The sequence below is a fragment of the Bradyrhizobium macuxiense genome (assembly GCF_001542415.1).
GTDB classification, from domain to species: Bacteria; Pseudomonadota; Alphaproteobacteria; order Rhizobiales; family Xanthobacteraceae; genus Bradyrhizobium; species Bradyrhizobium macuxiense.
On sequence record NZ_LNCU01000106.1, the window covers coordinates 148,498 to 167,385 of the forward strand.

Genomic DNA, 18,888 nt, shown 5'->3' on the forward strand with positions numbered 1-18,888 from the left:
GAGCCGTTGCTCGAGCGTCGAGATGTTCTGGAACAGGCGGGCGCTGAAAAGCCGCAGGAGGTAGAAACCGAACGCCGGATTCTGGACGTAGAGCTGCTCGACCTGGTCGTAGGTCACCGACAGCACCGTGCCTTTGTCGACGCATTCCAGCGTCTGGGTCCGCGTGTTCGACGGCGACAGCATGCCGAATTCGCCGACGATCGCGCCGACCGACAGCTCGATGCCCGACTCGACGAGGCGGAAGCGGCCGCTGACGATGTAGAACATGCTGTCGGCCTTCTCTCCCTTGTAGAACAGGACCTCGCCCGCGGCGAATTTGCGTTCCGTCGTGAACGGTCTCAGCCAATCCATCGACAGATCGCTGCTGACGGATTTCTTCACGTTGCGGACGAGCTGCAGCATCTGGTGCAGGCGATAGGTGTTCACCGGCAGCAGCACGGAGTGCAGGATCAGCGTCGCGTAATTGTGGGTCGGGACCGCGGTCGCGATCAGGATGATGTTGGTCAGGATGGCGAAGACCCGCAGCGGGATCATGGTCCGCATTGACAGCGTGGCGACCACGAAGATCGATGCGAAGAAACTGCCGGCGGCGCCGGCGTGCTCCACGAGGTGTGAGGTATCCATCGGAAACCAACCAATTCTCAAGAAGTGAACACAACCGCCCTATTAGTCGCTGCAGTGCGGTGGAGGTCGCATGTCCGCACCGCTCTCCTGATATACGGTGGAAAAGCGACGTTTTGTCGGGTTTCTCACATTTGTGGAAGCAAAATCAGGACAGTATAGCCGGACGTTCGTCGAACAGACGGGAGGTCGGCCGCGCCAGCGCGTCGACCTGCACGCGTTGACGGCCTCACCCGGGACGGGGCAGGTTGTGGCTTGGGCTCCGCATCTCGCAGGGTCCTGGCTTCAACCCATTCGTCGACAGGCAATATAGCTCCGATGTCCAAGCGGCTCGCTTTTCCGGTTTTGACACAGTTCGTGTCTTCCACCGCCGGCCGCAACATGACCACGGCGGCCTATGTCGCGGTGACCGTCGGCGTCGCCATGATGACGCTGCTGACGGTGGCGCCAGCCTATGACGCGGCCGCCCACTGGATCGATGCCCTGCTGTGGGTGTGCCTCGCCTATTTCGTGTTCGAATGGCTGGTGCGGCTGCGCCACATGGGACGGCAGGGTCGATTCTGGTTCTATGCCTTCTCCGGCGCAGGGCTGGTCGACGCGATCGGCGCGCTGGCCGTGCCGGTTGCCCTGCTCTGCGGCGCCGAGCCGAAGTCGGCATGGCTGCTCGCGATCCTCTGGGCGCTCAAGGTGGTGCCGGGGATTCCCGGGCTGCGGCAGCTCCGGCGCGTGCTGGTGCAGGAATCCGGGCCGCTGATCAGCGTGCTCGTGATCTTCCTGATGGTGGTGTTCCTCGCCTCCGTCGCGGAATATCTGCTGGAGCGCGACGTGCAACCGCAGACCTTCGGCAGCGTGCCGGCCGCGCTGTGGTGGGCGGTGGTGACGCTGACCACGACCGGCTATGGCGACGTGGTGCCGATCACCCTGTTCGGCCGCGTCGTCGCCGCGCTCGTGATGATCGCGGGCCTCGGCGTGTTCGGACTGTGGACCGGCATTCTCGCGACCGGCTTCGCCGCGGAGACCCGCCGCGACAATTTCCTGAAGACCTGGGAGACTGTCAGCAAGGTGCCGTTCTTCGCCACTCTCGGCCCCGCCGCGATCGCCGACGTCACCCAGATGCTGCGGACCATCGACCTGCCGCCGCGCACCATGATCATCCGCAAGGACACCAGCGGCGACTGCATGTATTTCGTCGCCGCCGGCGAGGTGGCGGTCGACCTGCCCGGGCGCAAGGTGAAGCTCGGCGAAGGTGCGTTTTTCGGCGAGATGGCGCTGCTCGGCAATACCAAGCGCGCCGCCAGCGTCACGACGACCAAGGTCTCGCGGCTGTTGGTGCTTGACCTCGTCGATTTCCGCCTGTTGATGGCAAGGCATCCCGACCTCGCCGAGACCATCGATGCCGAAGCGAAGCGGCGCGAACTCGAGAACCAATAGCAATGGAGACAACCATGCCTGACGCGGCCGAAACCGGCAGCTCCCCCATGCTCGAAATTGCGGGCGCGCGCGCCACGATCCGCCTCAACCGGCCCCGGCACCTCAACCGCCTGCAGGCCGAGGATCTCGGCGAGCTGTTGAAGCTGTTCGACCGGATCGAGGCCGATTCCGCGATCCGTGTGCTGGTGCTGACCGGCACGGGACGCGCCTTCTCGGCCGGCTACGACCTCAACTCGGTGGCCGAGCGCGCGGTGAGCACCAACGAGCAGCAGAGCGCGGGCTCGGCGTTCGAGATCGTGGTCAACCGGCTGGAGGATCTCGCCGTGCCGACGATCTGCCGGCTCAATGGCGGCGTCTATGGCGGCTCGACCGACCTCGCGCTCGCCTGCGACTTCCGCATCGGCGTCGACACCGCCGAGATGTTCATGCCGGCGGCGCGGCTCGGGCTGCATTACTACCGGAGCGGCATCAAGCGCTATGTGACGCGGCTCGGCGTCGACAATGCCAAGATGCTGTTCCTGACGGCGCAGAAGATCTCGGCACCAGAGATGCTGCGGATCGGCTACCTCACCGCGATGGTGCCGATGGATCTGCTCGACGAGGAAGTCGACAGGCTCGCCGCGATTTTGGGCGGCAACGCGCCCAAGGCGATGGCCGGCATGAAGCGCGCCATCAACGAATTCGCCCGCGGCGAGCTCGACGAAGCCGCCGCCGACCAACGTCACCGCGACAGCATGCGCGGCGACGAGATCAAGGAAGGCATCAAGGCGTTCGCGGAAAAGCGGCCGCCGAAGTTTTAGTTCGACGCGCGATGCTCTCGGTACCGTCACCCTGAGGTGGCCGCTTCTTCAGCGGCCCTCGAAGGGCGACGGCCCGAGTGTGGCCGTGCATCCTTCGAGACGCGCGGAGCCTGTCCTCGGGCCGCGCTTCGGGCGGACCCGTTGGCGCTTCAAGGATGACGGGACTGATGGCGCGCCTAAATCCACGCAAGCCCCGTTCACCTCACGCCCGCTTCGACCGCATCGCCCGCACCTGCGTGACCTCGGGATCGGTGGCGAGCGCCTGGTAGCGCTTGCTGTCGAGGGCGTAGATCGCAAGCCGTCCGTCGGCATCGGCATGGACGCCCCAACCGAAGCGCTTGCCCAAGGGCGAAGCTCGCATGCAGGCCTGTCCTCTCGAGAAGAACGTCTCGCGGGCCAGTTTGCGCTCTTTCTTCGACGCCTTTGCGTCGAGCGCGCGGCCCGGCGCCGACGTCGCGAACACAACGTCATCGGAGGTGAACTGATACGGCGCTTCCGCGATCATCCGATATTGCAGCGTCGCGACCGTCGGATTGCCGCCGCGGAGCTGCGGCTCCTCGCCGGTGCGCGCCGGACAATCCTCCGCGACGTGGATGAAGGTGTTGATGCAGTTGGTCGTGTGCAACGTGGTGTGCGGTGTCCTGGCCATCGCAATGCTCTATCACATGCCCGCGGCCGCGGCATGCTGCGCCGCCATCTCATCGTCGGCTTTCGAAATCCTCTGGAACGCCGGGCGCGCGGCAATACGCCCGGCGTAGCGGACGAAGACGTCCTTTTGCGGCACCAGGCCGAACATCATGGTCCAGCTGAACGCCATGCCCCAGAGGATATCGGCCGCCGTGATCTGCTCGCCGAACAGATAGGGTCCCTTGGCAAGCTGCGATTCGAGCGCGCCCAGCATGGTGTCGTAATCGGCATAGGGCGAGTGCGAGACCGGCGCGGGCTCGCGCTTCATGAATTTGTCGATCAAGGCAGGCTCGAACGACGAGCCGTAATAGGCGATCCAGCGCAAATAGGGGCCGCGGCGCGGATCGTTCAGCGCCGGCGTCAACCCGGCCTGCGGGAACAGGTCAGCGAGGTAGATGTAGATCGCGACCTGCTCGGTCACCAGCGCCTCGCCGTGACGGATCGCCGGAACCTTGCCGAGCGGGTTGATGGTGAGATAGGCGCCCTGCCGCTGCTCGCCCGCCTTCATGTTGAGGACGTACAGATCGTAGGGCGCGCCGAGTTCCTCCAGCAGCACGCGCGCGCCGGTGGCGCGGGTCTGCGGCGAGTAATACAGCGTGATGCGGTCGGTGGTGGTCATGGACGGGGGCTCCTTGCCGTTCGGATGGCGGCCCCGTTATGCGCGCCTATACCTGACATCCTGTGTCAGGTATGATCGGCCATGCGCGCGAGCCGGCTGTTTTCCATCCTCACCACCTTGCAGGCGCGGGGACAGGTCACCGCGCCTGAGCTCGCCGAGGCCTGCGAGGTCTCGGTGCGCACGATCTACCGCGACATCGACGCGCTCGCCGCCGCCGGCGTCCCCGTCTACGCCGACCGCGGCGCCGAGGGCGGCTACCGCCTGCTCGACGGCTATCGCGTGCGGCTGAACGGCTTGTCGCAAGGCGAGGCCGAGGCGCTGTTCATGGCAGGACTGCCGGGACCCGCGGCCGCGCTTGGGCTCGAGCCCGCGATGATGGCAGCGCAGACCAAGCTGATGGCGGCGCTGCCGGAGAGCCTGCGCTCCAATGCCAGGGGGATGCAGCAGCGCTTCCACCTCGATGCGCCCGGCTGGTTCGGCGAGACCGAGGAGCCGACGCATCTGCGCGCCATTGCCGACGCGGTGCTGCGGGAAAGCCTGATCGAGATCCGCTACCAGAGCTGGAAGGCCGAGAAACGTCGCCGCGTGGCGCCGCTCGGCCTCGTGCTGAAGGGCGGCAGCTGGTATCTCGCCGGCCATGTCGACGGCAATGTGCGCACCTATCGCGTCGCGCGCGTGCTGGATTGCACAGCGCTGGAGAAGCCGTTCACGCGGCCCGCCGACTTCGACCTCGCCGCCTATTGGCGCGCCTCGACCGAGCGGCTCGAAGCCGAGCTGCATCCGAACGAAGCCACTGTGCGGCTGTCGCCGTTCGGCCTGACGCTGTTCGACGCACTCGGCCACCCCTATGTGAAGGCGCGGATGCGGCTTGCGGAAACCGCCGACGCGGACGGCTGGCGGATCGCCACCATGCCGGTCGGCAAGACGCTGTGGCACGCCGCGACCGAGTTGCTGCGGCTCGGCGCCGAAGCCGAGGTGCTGGAGCCGCAAGAGCTGCGCGAGAAGATCGCCGAGATGACAGCCGCTATGGCGGCGCGCTATGCGCCGGCACCGAAGCGCCGGGTGACCGCGGCGCGGAGGGCCTGAGCGCCTATTCGTCCACGAATCTCACCGTATCAGCCACGCCGGCGCGCGAGGTGCGATAGCTGTTCACCTTGTGCGCGTGATCGGCATAACCGAACGAAATGCCGCAAACCACGCGGCGGTCGTCGGGCAGATTGAAGTGACGGCGGATCAGGCCGGAATGACGGGCGATCGCGGCCTGCGGAATGGTGCCAAGCCCGAGCGCCTGCGCCGCCAGCATGAAGTTCGCGACATAGCCGCCGCAATCGATCGCACCATAGATGCCGAGCGGCTCGTTGGTGTGGATCACGGCGACATGCGGGGCGCCGAAGAAGTTGTAGTTCTCGAGCGCCTGCCTTGCATAGGCGGCCTTGTCACCACGCGCGATGCCGAGCGTGTTGTAGAGCTGGAAGCCGCTTTCACGGCGGCGCTCCAGATAGACGCCGACATATTCGCGCGGCGGCGTGAAATCATAGTCCTCGCCGAGGCCGCGCGACGCCTCTGCGTAGATCGCCTTGCGGAACCGCTCCTTGGCCTCGCCGGAGACGATCAGCACCTGCCAGGGCTGGCTGTTGCACCAGGACGCCGTGCGCTGCGCCACGTTGAGCACATGCTCGATCGTCTCCCGCGGCACCTCGCGCGGCAGAAAGGCACGCACCGAGTAGCGCCCGTTGAGCAGTTCCTCGAGCGCGCCGATGCGGTCTTCCGTCGCGTAAAGCGGCTTGGTCTCGGCGTCCATGCTCAACGTCCTTTGGTCGGGATCTTGTTATAGGGCACGTCCTTGTCGACCCTGATGTCGCCGGGCAGTCCGAGCACGCGCTCGGCGATAATGTTGCGCAGGATCTCGTCGGTGCCGCCGGCGATGCGCATCGAGGGCGACGACAGCAGCATCTGCTGAAACTGGCCGCGCGCCACCTCCTCGCTCTCACCGGTGAGGCTGCCTGCGGCGCCCTCCAGGTCCATCGCGTAGGTCGCGATGTCCTGCAGCATCATGCCGGAGACGAGCTTGCCGATCGAGTTCTCCGGTCCCGGCCGCTCGCCCTTCGACAGCGCCGAGATCGCGCGGTAGCTGGTGTATTTCAGCCCGCTCGCCTTCACCGCCCAGCCTGCGAGCTTGGAGCGCACCGCCGGATCGTCGATCGCAAGGCCGTCTTCCAGCATTAGGTTGGAGCAGAACTCGAACATCTCGGGCACACCGGTCGCGAGCCGCGAACCGATCGACATGCGCTCGTTCATCAGCGTGGTCAGCGACACGCTCCAGCCTTCGCCGACGGCACCGAGCCGCTGGCTGTCGGGAATCACGACGTCGGTGAAATAGACCTCGTTGAATTCCTGCATGCCGTTAGCTTGCTTGATCGGCCGCACCTCGACGCCCGGGCTCTTCATGTCGAGGAAGAACATGGTGAGGCCCTTGTGCTTCGGCACATTCGGATCGGTGCGCGCGATCAAGAGGCCGTAGTCGGAATAGTGCGCGCCCGAGGTCCAGATCTTCTGGCCGTTGACGACCCAGTTGTCGCCCTTCTTCTCGGCGCGGGTGCGCAGGCCCGCGACGTCGGAGCCGGCCGACGGCTCGGAGAACAGCTGGCACCAGATCTCTTCGCCAGAGGCGAGCTTCGGCAGATAACGGCGCTTGGCCTCTTCGCTGCCCCAGGCCATCACGGTCGGACCGCACATGCCCTCGCCGATCTGGAACGGCTGCGTCAGCTTGCCGTAGACGCCTTCCTCCTGCTGCCAGATCACGCGCTCGATCGGCGTCGCGCCACGACCGCCATATTCCTTCGGCCAGTGCAGGCAGGCCCAGCCACCGTCCGACTTCTGCTTCTGCCAGGCCTTGCCGACCTCGACCATGTCGTGCTTGGCGAGCTTGATGCGGCCGAGCGACGACTTCGAGAGCTCTTCCTCGAACTCCTTCGGCGCGTTGGCCTGGATCCACTTCCGCGCGATGCTGCGAAATTCGGCTTCCTGCGGCGTGTCATCGAAATTCATGGCGAACCTCTCGCTTTCAATCCTTGTGTCACTCTCTCCCCTCATGGTGAGGAGGCGCTTGCGCCGTCTCGAACCATGTGGGCCCGGCCGTGGCCTCATCCTTCGAGACGCCGCTTTGCGGCTCCTCAGGATGAGGGTCTCTATGCTCTTCCCTTGGTCGGGATCTTGTTGAAGGGAACGTCCTTGTCGACCCTGATGTCGCCGGGCAGGCCCAGCACGCGCTCGGCGATGATGTTGCGCATGATCTCGTCAGTGCCGCCCTCGACGCGGGTGCCGGGCGCACGCAGCAGCATCGCCTGGAACTTGCCCGCGACCTCGGCATCTTCCGGGCCGTTCAGCGCGCCGGCGGCGCCCTGCAGGTCGAACGCGTAGGCCGCGACATCCTGGATCATCGAGCCGGCGACCAGCTTGCCGATCGAGTTCTCTGGGCCCGGGCGCTCGCCGCGGGACAGCGCGGAGATCGCGCGCATGCTGGTGTATTTCAGCCCGCTGGCCTTCACCGCCCAGTTCGCGAGCTTGGAGCGCACCGCGCGGTTCTCGATCGCCGGGCCGTCGTCCAGCATCAGGCTGGAGCAGAAGTCGAACAATTCAGGGAAGCCGGTCGCGACGCCGGCGCCGATCGACATCCGCTCGTTCATCAGCGTGGTCAGCGAGACGTTCCAGCCGTCATTGACACTGCCGAGGCGCTGCGAGTCGGGAATGCGGACGTCGGTGAAGTAGACCTCGTTGAAGTCGGAGGCGCCGCTCGCCTGCTTGATCGGCCTGACCTCGACGCCCGGGCTCTTCATGTCCAGGAAGAACATGGTGAGGCCCTTGTGCTTCGGCACGGTCGGATCGGTGCGGGTGAGCAGAATCCCGTAGTCGGAATAATGCGCGCCCGAAGTCCATATCTTCTGGCCGTTGATGACCCACTCGTCGCCGTGCTTCTCGGCGCGGGTGCGCAGGCCTGCGACGTCGGAGCCACCGGCGGGCTCGGAGAACAGTTGGCACCAGATCTTCTCGCCGGAAGCGAGCGGCGGCAGATATGTGCGCTTCTGCTCCTCGCCTGCGAACGCCATCATGGTCGGGCCGCACATGCCATGGCCGATGATGAACATCGCACTGAGGCGGCCGAACGGTCCTTCCTCCTGCTGCCAGATCACGCGCTCGATCGGCGAAGCGCCGCGCCCGCCATAGTCCTTCGGCCAGTGCAGGCAGGCCCAGCCGGCATCGGCCTTCTTCTTCTGCCAAGCCTTTGCGACTTCGAGGATGTTGGCGCCCTTGAGCTGGACGCGGCCGAGCGAGGCCTTGCGCAGCTCCTCCTCATATTGCTTGGGCGCATTCGCCGCGATCCAGGCCTTCGCCTCGGCGCGGAACGCGGCCTCCTGCGGGGTGTCGTCGAAATTCATCTTGATCTCTTTCCGTCATTCCGGGGCACGCGGAGCGTGAACCCGGAATCTCGATCCATATCTCTGGATTCCGGGTCTGCGCTTCGCGCATCCCGGAATGACGACTCGTAAGGTTACGCCGCGTTCTTCTTGCGCATGCGATCGATCAGGGCGTCTTCCCAATAGGACAGGCTGCCGAGGCCAAGCGCGACCGCATTGGCGCGGCGGTAGTACATGTGGCAGTCGAACTCCCAGGTGAAGCCCATGCCGCCATGAACCTGGATGTTGTTCTTGGCGCAGTGCTGGAACGCCTGCGTCGCGCTGATGCGCGCGGCGGCCGCGGCTTCCGGCAGCTCGCCGGCGTTGGTCGAGAGCGCCCAGGCGCCGTAGTAGCAATTGGAGCGCGCCAGCGTCGCCGAGACGTACATGTCGGCGAGCATATGCTTGACCGCCTGGAACGACCCGATCGGACGGCCGAAGGCGATGCGATCGAGCGCATAGTCGCGCCCCATCTCCAGCGCACGGTCGGCGCCGCCGACCTGCTCGAATGCCGTCAGTACCGCAGCGCGGTCGAGCACCTGGGTGATGACGCCCCAGCCCTCGCCGGCAGCGCCAAGCGGCTCGGCCTTGGCATCCTTGAAGGCAATCTCGGCCTGTCCGCGAGTGAGATCGATATTCGTCAGCGGCTTGACCTCGACGCCAGCGGCCTTGAGGTCGACGATGAACAGGGAGACGTCGGACTCGCGCCCGGCCGAGCCGGTGCGCGCCGCCACCACGGCGAAATCGGCGATCGCGCCATCCGGCACCGGCTTCTTCACGCCGTTGAGCGCGCCGCCATTGGCGGTCAGCTTGATCGCCTTCGGCGACGGATTGCCCTTGCCCTCGAACAGCGCCAGCGTGCCGATGGCGTCGCCGCTCGCGATCCTGGGCAGCCACTTCTGCTTCTGCGCATCCGAGCCCGCGATCAGGAGTGCTTCGGCAGCGAGATAGACGGTCGAGGAGAACGGTACCGGCGCCAGCGCGCGGCCCATTTCCTCCGCGATCACGCAAAGCTCGAGATGGCCGGCACCCGCACCGCCGAACTTTTCGGGGATCGCGACGCCCAAGAAACCCATCTCGGCAAGGCCCTTCCAGAGCGCTTTGTCGTAGGGAGCCTTGCCGTCGAGCACCTCGCGCACTGCCCTCGGCGGGCATTGCTCGGAAAGGAACTTCCGCGCCTCGTCGCGCATCTGCTTTTGTTCGTCGGAGAAATCGAAGTTCATGGCGCTACCTTTTTCTTGCTGTCATTCCGGGACGATGCGCAGCATCGATCCCGGAATCTCGATGTAAGGAACTTCGTCATTTCGGGTTCACGCTTCGCGTGCCCCGGAATGACGAGTAGAGAGAATCTTGCGTCATCACAGCACGATCACCTCGTCACCGGGCTTGTCGGCGTACAGCTTCTCGACCAGCGCGGCGCGGCGCTCGAGGCCGGCGCGCTGGTTAATGTAGCCCTTGTCGGTGAGTTCGTTGCCGTCGATCGAGGGCGGCTCGGCCATCAGCATCGCACGCGCGACGCGCATGCTGCTGCCTGATGTCGATGAATTATGCGCCTGCAGGCCGTGCTTGAGCCGCGCGATCACCTCGGGATGCCGGATCACGTCCTCAAAGGCCGCGTCCGCATTGCCGACGAGTTGGCGGCACGCGTGCAGATTCGGCCAGCACAACAGGCCGATGAACGGACGGTCCTGCCCCGCGACCAGCGCGTCATGCACGACGGGCGTTGCAGCCGCGATCGCATCGGTACGGAGCGAACCGACATGGACGAAGGTCCCGGTCGTCAGCTTGAAGTCTTCGACCACGCGGCCAGCGAAGATGATGCCATGCAGCGGATCCTCGGGATCGACGAATATTCCGGCGTCGCCGATGCAATAGTAGCCTTCCTCATCGAACATCTTCGCGGTGAGCTCAGGCTGGCCGAAATAGCCGGGCGTGACGTTGACGCCGCGCAGCCGCAACTCGTACTTCGAACCGCACGGCACCATCTTGAGTTCGACGCCGGGGAACGGCAGGCCGATCAGGCCGACGCGCTCGGTGTCCCAATAGGTGCCGGTCGAGGTCGGCGCGGTCTCGGTCGAGCCCCAGCCGGTGTAGAACACGATGCGCTCGCCGGATGTCTTCACCGCGAGCGCCTGCATGCGGTCGTAGAGATCGTCGGGCAGCCGCGCGCCGCCATAGGCCATGATCGAAAGGTTCTTGAAGAAGCTCTGGCACAGAGCGTCGTCCTTCTCCATCGCCGCCGCCAGCGCCGCATAGCCCGCCGGCACGTTGGCGTAATAGGTCGGCGACACCTCGCGTAAATTTCTGAGCGTCTCCTCGAACTGACCCGGCATCGGCCGGCCGTCGTCGATATAGAGCGTGCCGCCATCGACGAGGATGGGATGGAATGCGGCGTTGCCGCCCATGGTGTGATTCCACGGCATCCAGTCGAGCATGGTCGGGATCGGACCATCGGCTTGGCGCGGGCGCACCTGCATCATCATCGCCGCGTTGGCGCACATCATCGCCTGCGTGTTGATGACAGCCTTGGGCATGCCGGTCGAACCCGACGTGAACAGCAACTTGCCGACAGTGTCAGGCGTGATCTTCGCGATCGATTGCGCGACATCAGCCGTCACCGGCGTGGCGGCGAGATCGGCAAGCGACACGCTGTTGACGCCGTCGCACGGACGCAGCACGTGGATGACGGTGATCCCGCTGAGATCGATCGCTTTCAGCGCCTTCTCGAAGGTCGGGCCGTCCTGCACCATCACGACGGCAGGCTTGATCAGGTTGAAGAGATATTTGAGCTTGAGGTGATCCTGGCTCATCAGCGAATAGGCCGGCGACACCGGCGCCGCCGGTAGCCGCGCCTGCATCGCAGCCTGCGTCATCAGCGCGTGCTCGATCGAATTGCCCGACAGGATCGCGACGGGCCGGCCTTCGTCGAGGCGGAGATCGAGCAGCGCTTGCGTCAGCGCATCGACGGTGCGCTTGGCTTCGCCGTAGGAGACTTTGCGCCACTGCCTGTCAGCACCAGCGCGCTGCGCGAGCCAGATGCGCTCCGGCGCCTGTGCCGCCCATTTGGCGAGATAGGCCGGAATATGCGTCTCATAGGCCTGGAGCGGAATGCGCGACTTCAGGACGACAGTGCCGTCGTCGCGCCGCTCGACCGCGATATCACGTGCGAGCCAATGCACCTTGCGAAAGGCCGGCTTCGTCAGCATCGCTGCGCCCCATCCATTTTGCGTCTCCCGGAATTTTTGTCCTTTTGAGGATCTGTTCTCAGCGCCTGATATAGACAGGCTTTCGTTTCTCAAGAAAGGCCCTGATGCCTTCCTGAAAATCTTCCGAGCGGCTGCACAGGACCTGGTTGCGATCCTCCATCGCAATGACGGCCTCGATCGAGCCGGCATCGACGCTCATGTTGATGCATTCCTTCGACAGCCGGAGGCCGACCGGCGAGGCCGTCATCATCGCGTCGACATAGGGATTGGCAGCGGTATCGAGATCGGCGGCGTCCACCACTTCAGACACCAGACCGACCGCCAGCGCACGATCGGCGTTGATGAAGCGGCCGGTCAGGATCAGCTCTGAGGCAACGGAGACGCCGACGAGGCGCGGCAGGAAGTAGCTGGTGCCGATGTCGCAGCCGCCGAGCCCGAGCTTGATGAAGGCGCAGTTCATCCGCGCATTCTTCGCCGCGATACGGATGTCGGCGGCGAGCGCCAGCGCAAAGCCGCCGCCGGCCGCAGCCCCCTGCACCAGCGCAATGATCGGCTGCGGGCAGCGCCGCATCAGCATCACGATGTCGGCAATACGGCGTTGTGAATCGAGCGACTCGGTGACGCCTGGCGGTTCGGTCTGTCCGCCGCGGCGGGCCATTGCATGCTTGAGGTCGAGCCCGGCGCAGAAATTGGCACCGGCGCCTTTCAGCACCACGACGCGCGTATCGCGGTTACGCTGCAGGCCCTGGAAGTAGACGTTGAGCGCATCGATCAGCGAGGGATCGAGTGCATTGAGACTTTCGGGGCGATTGAGCGTGACCCAATCGACTCCGTCGTGGTGTTCGATCAGCAGCGGATTTGTCACGCGTCACACTCCAGCATCTGCGGATGCGGTGGCAATTGATGCGCCCTCTCCCCTTGTGGGAGAGGGCATGTGCGTCGGTGCCGTGTGTTTCGCTTCGGTGAGGGGTCTGTTTCCGCGGAGAGAACCCCTCATCCGGCGCTTCGCGCCACCTTCTCCCACAAGGGGAGAAGGGAAGGCACGGCGGAATGTGCCGTTACCGCGGCGCCATGCGGATGGCGCCGTCGAGGCGGATGGTTTCGCCGTTGAGCATCGGGTTCTCGACGATGTGGACGGCGAGGTTGCCGTACTCCGAGGCGTCGCCGAGGCGGGCCGGGTGCGGCACCTGGGCGCCGAGGCTCTTGCGGGCTTCCTCGTTGAGACCCATCAACAGGGGCGTCAGGAACAGGCCGGGCGCGATGGTGTTGACGCGGATCTTCAGGCTGGCGAGGTCGCGCGCGGCCGGCAGCGTAAGGCCGACCACACCACCCTTCGAGGCCGAATAGGCGATCTGGCCGATCTGGCCTTCATACGCCGCGACCGACGCGGTGTTGATGGCGACGCCGCGCTCTTCGCCGATCGGAGCTTCGGTCGCCAGACGCTCGGCGAACAGGCGCAGCACGTTGAAGGTGCCGATCAGGTTGACGTTGATGATGCGGACGAACTTCGCCAGCGGATAGACGCCGTCCTTGCCGACGATGCGCTGCGAGCCGCCAATACCGGCGCAGTTCATCAGCACGCGCGCAATGCCGTGCGCGGCCTCGGCCTTGGCGATCGCAGCCTTGATCGCTTCCTCGTCCGTGACGTCGGCGTGCAGGGCAACGCCCTTCACCTCGGCGGCAACCTTCTCGGCGTTTTCCTTGTTCTGGTCGATCACGCCGATCTTGGCGCCCTTGGCCGCCATGGCGCGGGCGGTCGCGGCGCCGAGGCCGGAGCCACCACCGGTGATGAGAACGGCAACGTCTTTCAACTGCATGAGAACAACCTTTCCTTGGGCGTTTCTTCTCTAGACTTCGAACTTTGTTATCCGGCTGCGATCGCCGCCGTTTCGTTGTTTGGATTGAGGACACCGCCGAAGATCAGCGCCTCCATGTGCTTGATGTAATCGCGGCAGACTTCGTCGGTGACCGGACCGACACCGACCGCGCGCGACATCGCGTGACGGCCGAAGAACAGGTGATCGCAGGCGCCGATCAGGCTGGTGTAGAAAAACACCGGATCGATCTTGCGGAATTCGCCGACCTTGATGCCCTCGGCGAGCAGGCGACGGTGGAACTCGAGCAGCGGCGCGACGAAGAATTTCGACACCTCGTCGGCAGCTTCCGGCGTGCTCTCATGCAGCAGATAGTGGATCAGCCGGTTCATATAGGGGAACTGGTGATAGGCGCGGATGATGCCACCGATATGCAGGCGCAGCTTCGCGCTTGGCGTGATCGGCTGCGCCAGCAGATATTCGAGCTGCGACATCTCTGTCGCGGCGTCGCGCGCCAGCAGCGCCAGCAACAACCCGTCCTTGTTGCCGAAATGATATTTCACCAGTGCGGCGTTGACCCCGGACTTCTGCGCGATGTCGGACAGCGACACCTCGATCGAGGCGCGCTCGATCATCAGCTCGCTGGCTGCGACCAATAGCTTGTCGGCGGTGGCATTTCTGCTCGCGGCAAGTCTCGTCGGTACGCTGGTATTCAACTGGGCTCTGGTCCTGCTCTCGGTCTTGGGGCTCGCCGGGAAAGTCGAGGCCGCACATAAGCCCATGGCGGGGCTGCACTCAAGAGTTAATTGATTGATTGACTAAATGGGGAGCCGCCCCTTAAATCCGGCCCATCTTTCAGGACAACCAATCCAGAACATCAGGGAGATCAGACATGGCCGAGGCATATATCGTCGCCGCCGCCCGCACCGCCGGCGGCCGCAAGGGAGGGCGTCTCGCCGGCTGGCACCCGGCCGATCTGGCCGCGACCGTGCTGGATTCGCTGGTCGAGCGCAGCGGCGCCGACCCGGCGCAGATCGAGGACGTGATCATGGGCTGCGTGATGCAGGCCGGCGAGCAATCCAACAACATCGCGCGGAACGCGGTGATGGCCTCGAAGCTGCCGGAGAGCGTGCCGGCCACCTCGATCGACCGCCAGTGCGGCTCCTCGCAGCAGGCGCTGCACTTCGCGGCACAGGCCGTGATGAGCGGCACCATGGACTGCGTGATCGCCGCCGGCGTGGAATCGATGACCCGCGTGCCGATGGGCCTCGCCTCCTCGCTACCGGCCAAGAACGGCTTCGGCCACTACAAGAGCCCGGGCATCGAGGCGAAGTATCCGAACATCATGTTCAGCCAGTTCACCGGCGCGGAGATGATGGCGGAGAAGTACGGCCTGTCGAAGGACGAGCTCGACGAATACTCCTACAACAGCCATCAGCGCGCGATCGCGGCTACGCAAGCCGGCCGCTTCAAGGACGAGATCGTGCCAGTCAAGATCACCCGCGCCGACGGCTCGACCGACACTCACTATATTGACGAAGGCATCCGCTTCGACGCCAGCCTCGACGGCATCAAGGGCGTCAAGCTGATCGCCGAGAACGGCAAGCTGACGGCTGCGAGCGCCAGCCAGATCTGCGACGGCGCTTCGGGCGTGATGGTCGTCAACGAGAAGGGCCTCAAAGCGCTCGGCGTGAAGCCGATAGCGCGCATCCACCACATGACCATGATGGGCGGCGACCCCGTGATCATGCTGGAAGCCCCGCTGCCCGCGACCGAACGCGCGCTGAAGAAGGCCGGCATGTCGATCGACGACATCGATCTGTTCGAGGTCAACGAAGCCTTCGCCTCGGTGCCGACCGCGTGGCTGAAGACTACAGGCGCCGATCCGGCGCGCCTCAACGTCAATGGCGGCGCGATCGCGCTCGGCCATCCGCTCGGCGGAAGCGGCACCAAGCTGATGACGACGCTGCTGCATGCGCTCAAGCAGCGCAACAAGCGCTACGGCCTGCAGACCATGTGCGAAGGCGGCGGCATGGCGAACGTGACCATCGTCGAGCGGCTGTAAGCTTCAAAGACGTCCGCGTCAGCGGCCACAAAAATGGTGTCGTCCCCGCGAACGCGGGGACCCATAATCACAGGTGCTTGTGGTTAGGCGCGGCTGGGGCCTCAACACAGTCCAACAACAAAAATCGGTGGTTATGGTCCCTGCTTCCGCAGGGACGACCACTCGTGATGCCTTGAGGAAACGCAATGACCCATCCGTCCGTCCACGCGCGCAACCACCCGAACAAGATCGCCTACCAGATGGCGGCGACCGGGAAGGCGATCACCTATCGCGAGCTCGATGAGCTCTCGAACCAGGGCGCGCATCTGTTCCGCTCGCTCGGCCTGAAGGCCGGCGACCACATCGCGTTGCTGATGGAAAACCGCCTCGCCTTCATGGAGCTGTGCTGGGCGGCGCAGCGCTCGGGGCTCTATTACACCGCGATCAGCCGTTACCTGACCGAGGAGGAGATCGCCTACATCATCAAGGATTGCGGAGCCAAGGTCTTCATCACCACGCCGCAATGCGCCGACAAGGTGAAAGGCCTGGTCAAGGGCGAGCCGGGCGAACCCATCTTCTACATGATGGATGAGCCGGCGCCGGGCTTCCGCTCCTACGACAAGGAGGCCGCCGCGCAGCCGACCGCGCCGGTTGCCGACGAGGTCGCGGGCTACGACATGCTCTATTCCTCCGGCACGACCGGCCGGCCCAAGGGCATCAAGAAGGAGTTCGAGGGCCACCGGATCGACGTGCCGAACCCATTCCTGCGCATCCTGACCGCCGACATGTGCGGCATGAATGCCGACAGCATCTATCTGTCGCCGGCGCCGCTCTATCATGCGGCACCCTTGCGCTTCAACATGATGGCGATCGTGCTCGGCGGCACCTCTGTCATCATGGAGCATTTCGACGCCGAGGAATTCCTCAAGCTGGTGGAGAAATACAAGGTCACGCAGTCGCAGCTGGTGCCGACCATGTTCGTGCGCATGCTGAAGCTGCCCGACGAGGTGCGCGCCCGCTACAACGTCTCCTCGCTGAAGGGGGCGATCCACGCAGCGGCGCCCTGCCCGGTCGACGTCAAGGCGAAGATGATCGACTGGTGGGGACCGATTTTGATCGAGTACTACGCCGGCTCCGAAGGCAACGGCGTCACGGTCTCGACCTCGCAGCAATGGCTGACGCACCGCGGCACGGTCGGCCGCGCCGTGGTCGGCAAGGTCAAGATTTTGGACGAGAACGAGCAGGAGGCGCCGACCGGGCAGATCGGCCAGGTCTATTTCGCTGACGCGCCTATTTTCTCCTATCACAACGATCCCGAGAAGACGAAGAAGGCCTATAACGCCAAGGGCTGGTCGACGCTCGGCGATGTCGGCTACCTGGATGAAGAGGGCTTCCTCTATCTCACCGACCGCAAGAGCTACATGATCATCTCCGGCGGCGTGAACATCTACCCGCAGGAGACCGAGGACGTGTTGATCACGCATCCCGCCGTTTCCGACGTCGCGGTGTTCGGCGTGCCGAACGAGGAGATGGGCGAAGAGGTCAAGGCCGTGGTGCAGCCGCACGACATGGCGAGGGCCGGCAAGGATCTCGAGGCCGAGCTGATCGCGTTCTGCCGCAAGCACCTGTCGCCGATCAAATGCCCGAAGAGCATCGACTTCGAAGCCGAGCTGCCGCGCACGCCGACCGGGAAACTGGTGAAGCGCCATCTGCGCGACAGATATTGGCCGAAGCCGGCTGCGAAGGCATGACCTTGCTTGCCCTGCCCTGAAAGGAGAGGGCCGGTTCGCATGCAGCAAAGCGGGATGCGAACCGGGTAGGAGTCAGCTCTCTCCGCGAGCACCGGCCGCTTTAAATCGAAGCCGCCGGCTCGCACGCGGCAGATGTTGTTGCGCGCAGATGCAGTTGTCCGCGCTGGCCCGACGCCGTCGTGGTCCATTGCGCATCGATTCGCTGCAGGTCGCTCGACAGCGTTCCGCGATGGCTGCCGCCGGTCTCGAACGCCCCGCTGCCCTCCGGCGATTGCTCGAAGATCTCCACCTGCAGATCGGGCAATTTGACGAACATGCGAATCTTGATCGTCGTCACCTGGCGGCCGACCTGGTACGACCCGCAGCCGCTGGCCTCCGCATTCTGCTCGTTCAGGGCGCGCACCTTGTCGAAGGTGAAAACGACGCTCTGCACCGTCTTGTCACCGTCCCACAGGAACTCGCCGATATAGGCACGCGGCAGCTTATCGGTCAGCTCCTGGATGTCGGCCGCATGGACGACGGACACAAGAACGAAGCTCGCGGCCGCGATCATCACCCCAAGCAGCGAAACCCGGCCTGACAACCTTGCGATCCCTGCGCAACGCATGCGGCATGCATCCCCTGAACAAAGTTGCTATCGTTCGCGCGACGAGACCGATCGCTCGAGCTCGTCGTCTTGTCGTGCGCGACAAGACAAACACAGGTAGCATTCAGTGGCCGCCGGCGTACAGTCACATACGCTGCATCCGCGGCGACGTCGATCAAGGTGATCCACACGATGCAAGCTCTTCCCGACGTCCCGCTCCCCTCCGCCATCCGTTCGCGCTATGTCGACGGCATCAACGGCCTCACCATGCACGTGCTGGAGGCGGGCTTTGAAACGTCCGGCCGTCCCTGTCTGTTGCTGCTGCATGGATTTCCGGAGCTAGCGTTTTCCTGGCGCAAGGTGATGCCCGACCTTGCCGCCGCCGGCTATCACGTGATCGCGCCGGACCAGCGTGGCTACGGCCGCACCACCGGCTGGAGCGCTGAATATGACGGCGATCTCGGCCCGTTCCGCCTGCCCAACCTGGTGCGCGATGTGCTCGGGCTGGTCGCAACGTTCGGCTACAGACACGTCGATGCCGTAATCGGGCACGATTTCGGCTCATCGGTCGCGGCATGGTGCGCGCTGATCCGGCCCGATGTGTTCCGTGCCCTCGCGATGATGAGCGCGCCGTTCGCAGGCCCGCCGTCGCTGCCGTTCAACACGGCGAACGCACCCGAGAAGCCGGCGAGCGAGGATCCCGTGCATCGCGAGCTGGCGGCGCTGCCGCGGCCGCGCAAGCACTATCAATGGTACTACTCGACGCGTGAGGCCAATGGCGACATGCATCGCGCACCGCAGGGCGTGCATGATTTCCTGCGCGCCTATTACCACCACAAGAGCGCCGATTGGGCCGACAACAAGCCGTATCCGCT

At 64.8% G+C, this 18,888-nt stretch carries 18 protein-coding genes; 6 read left to right on the forward strand and 12 right to left on the reverse strand.

The features are described 5' to 3' along the window. The coding region (locus AS156_RS31790; RefSeq protein WP_066513305.1) for a Crp/Fnr family transcriptional regulator at positions 1-624 on the reverse strand (624 nt) is incomplete at its 3' end. 315 nt (positions 625-939) lie between these two features. Here AS156_RS31790 and AS156_RS31795 point away from each other — a divergent pair. Next, positions 940-2,052 (forward strand): cyclic nucleotide-gated ion channel, encoded by a 1,113-nt coding sequence (locus AS156_RS31795; RefSeq protein WP_066513180.1) that lies wholly within the window; start codon positions 940-942, stop codon positions 2,050-2,052. A gap of 14 nt (positions 2,053-2,066) precedes the next feature. Further along, positions 2,067-2,852, forward strand: a complete 786-nt coding sequence (locus tag AS156_RS31800) for an enoyl-CoA hydratase/isomerase family protein (RefSeq protein ID WP_066513307.1) — start codon at positions 2,067-2,069, stop codon at positions 2,850-2,852. Positions 2,853-3,054: 202 nt separating this feature from the next. Here AS156_RS31800 and AS156_RS31805 read toward each other — a convergent pair whose 3' ends face one another. Together AS156_RS31805 and AS156_RS31810 are read right to left on the reverse strand one after the other, a co-directional pair. After that, positions 3,055-3,501, reverse strand: a complete 447-nt coding sequence (locus AS156_RS31805; RefSeq protein WP_066513181.1) for a DUF6157 family protein — start codon at positions 3,499-3,501, stop codon at positions 3,055-3,057. A gap of 12 nt (positions 3,502-3,513) precedes the next feature. Further along, positions 3,514-4,158, reverse strand: coding sequence for a glutathione S-transferase family protein (locus tag AS156_RS31810; RefSeq protein WP_066513182.1), 645 nt, complete (start codon positions 4,156-4,158; stop codon positions 3,514-3,516). An 81-nt stretch (positions 4,159-4,239) separates the two neighbouring features. Here AS156_RS31810 and AS156_RS31815 point away from each other — a divergent pair, with 81 nt between their 5' ends. Beyond that, positions 4,240-5,244 carry a helix-turn-helix transcriptional regulator gene (locus AS156_RS31815; protein ID WP_066513184.1) on the forward strand — a complete coding sequence of 335 codons (1,005 nt, stop codon included), beginning with the start codon at positions 4,240-4,242 and terminating at the stop codon, positions 5,242-5,244. 4 nt (positions 5,245-5,248) lie between these two features. Here the strand turns inward: AS156_RS31815 and AS156_RS31820 are convergent, their stop codons facing one another. The 8 genes from AS156_RS31820 to AS156_RS31855 form a co-directional block, all read right to left on the reverse strand. Beyond that, complete coding sequence (locus AS156_RS31820; RefSeq protein WP_066513186.1) at positions 5,249-5,959, reverse strand: nitroreductase; 711 nt, start codon at positions 5,957-5,959, stop codon at positions 5,249-5,251. A 2-nt stretch (positions 5,960-5,961) separates the two neighbouring features. Next, the gene (locus tag AS156_RS31825) at positions 5,962-7,206 is read right to left on the reverse strand and encodes an acyl-CoA dehydrogenase (RefSeq protein ID WP_066513188.1); all 1,245 of its coding nucleotides are present in this window, start codon (positions 7,204-7,206) and stop codon (positions 5,962-5,964) included. Positions 7,207-7,346: 140 nt separating this feature from the next. Continuing rightward, positions 7,347-8,594 (reverse strand): acyl-CoA dehydrogenase, encoded by a 1,248-nt coding sequence (locus AS156_RS31830; RefSeq protein ID WP_066513190.1) that lies wholly within the window; start codon positions 8,592-8,594, stop codon positions 7,347-7,349. A gap of 113 nt (positions 8,595-8,707) precedes the next feature. Further along, entirely contained in the window at positions 8,708-9,835 is a 1,128-nt protein-coding gene (locus tag AS156_RS31835) for an acyl-CoA dehydrogenase family protein (protein WP_066513195.1), read from the reverse strand. A gap of 135 nt (positions 9,836-9,970) precedes the next feature. Beyond that, complete coding sequence (locus tag AS156_RS31840; RefSeq protein ID WP_066513197.1) at positions 9,971-11,818, reverse strand: AMP-binding protein; 1,848 nt, start codon at positions 11,816-11,818, stop codon at positions 9,971-9,973. A gap of 58 nt (positions 11,819-11,876) precedes the next feature. Next, positions 11,877-12,683, reverse strand: coding sequence for an enoyl-CoA hydratase/isomerase family protein (locus tag AS156_RS31845; RefSeq protein WP_066513199.1), 807 nt, complete (start codon positions 12,681-12,683; stop codon positions 11,877-11,879). Between the two features lie 193 nt (positions 12,684-12,876). Beyond that, positions 12,877-13,635: an SDR family NAD(P)-dependent oxidoreductase gene (locus tag AS156_RS31850; RefSeq protein ID WP_066513200.1), complete on the reverse strand. Its 759-nt coding sequence runs from the start codon at positions 13,633-13,635 to the stop codon at positions 12,877-12,879. Between the two features lie 47 nt (positions 13,636-13,682). After that, entirely contained in the window at positions 13,683-14,348 is a 666-nt protein-coding gene (locus AS156_RS31855; RefSeq protein ID WP_136626531.1) for a TetR family transcriptional regulator, read from the reverse strand. Positions 14,349-14,524: 176 nt separating this feature from the next. On the opposite strand from AS156_RS31855, the gene AS156_RS31860 reads away from it, so the two are divergent. Together AS156_RS31860 and AS156_RS31865 are read left to right on the forward strand one after the other, a co-directional pair. After that, on the forward strand, positions 14,525-15,697 hold the full coding sequence (locus AS156_RS31860) for an acetyl-CoA C-acetyltransferase (protein WP_066513202.1): 1,173 nt from the start codon (positions 14,525-14,527) through the stop codon (positions 15,695-15,697). Positions 15,698-15,882: 185 nt separating this feature from the next. Then, entirely contained in the window at positions 15,883-17,427 is a 1,545-nt protein-coding gene (locus AS156_RS31865) for an acyl-CoA synthetase (protein ID WP_066513204.1), read from the forward strand. Between the two features lie 100 nt (positions 17,428-17,527). Here AS156_RS31865 and AS156_RS31870 read toward each other — a convergent pair whose 3' ends face one another. Further along, complete coding sequence (locus AS156_RS31870) at positions 17,528-18,010, reverse strand: hypothetical protein (protein WP_245313164.1); 483 nt, start codon at positions 18,008-18,010, stop codon at positions 17,528-17,530. 195 nt (positions 18,011-18,205) lie between these two features. Here AS156_RS31870 and AS156_RS45185 point away from each other — a divergent pair. Then, positions 18,206-18,888 (forward strand): alpha/beta fold hydrolase (locus AS156_RS45185; RefSeq protein ID WP_245313165.1); only part of this gene is annotated, 683 nt, incomplete at its 3' end.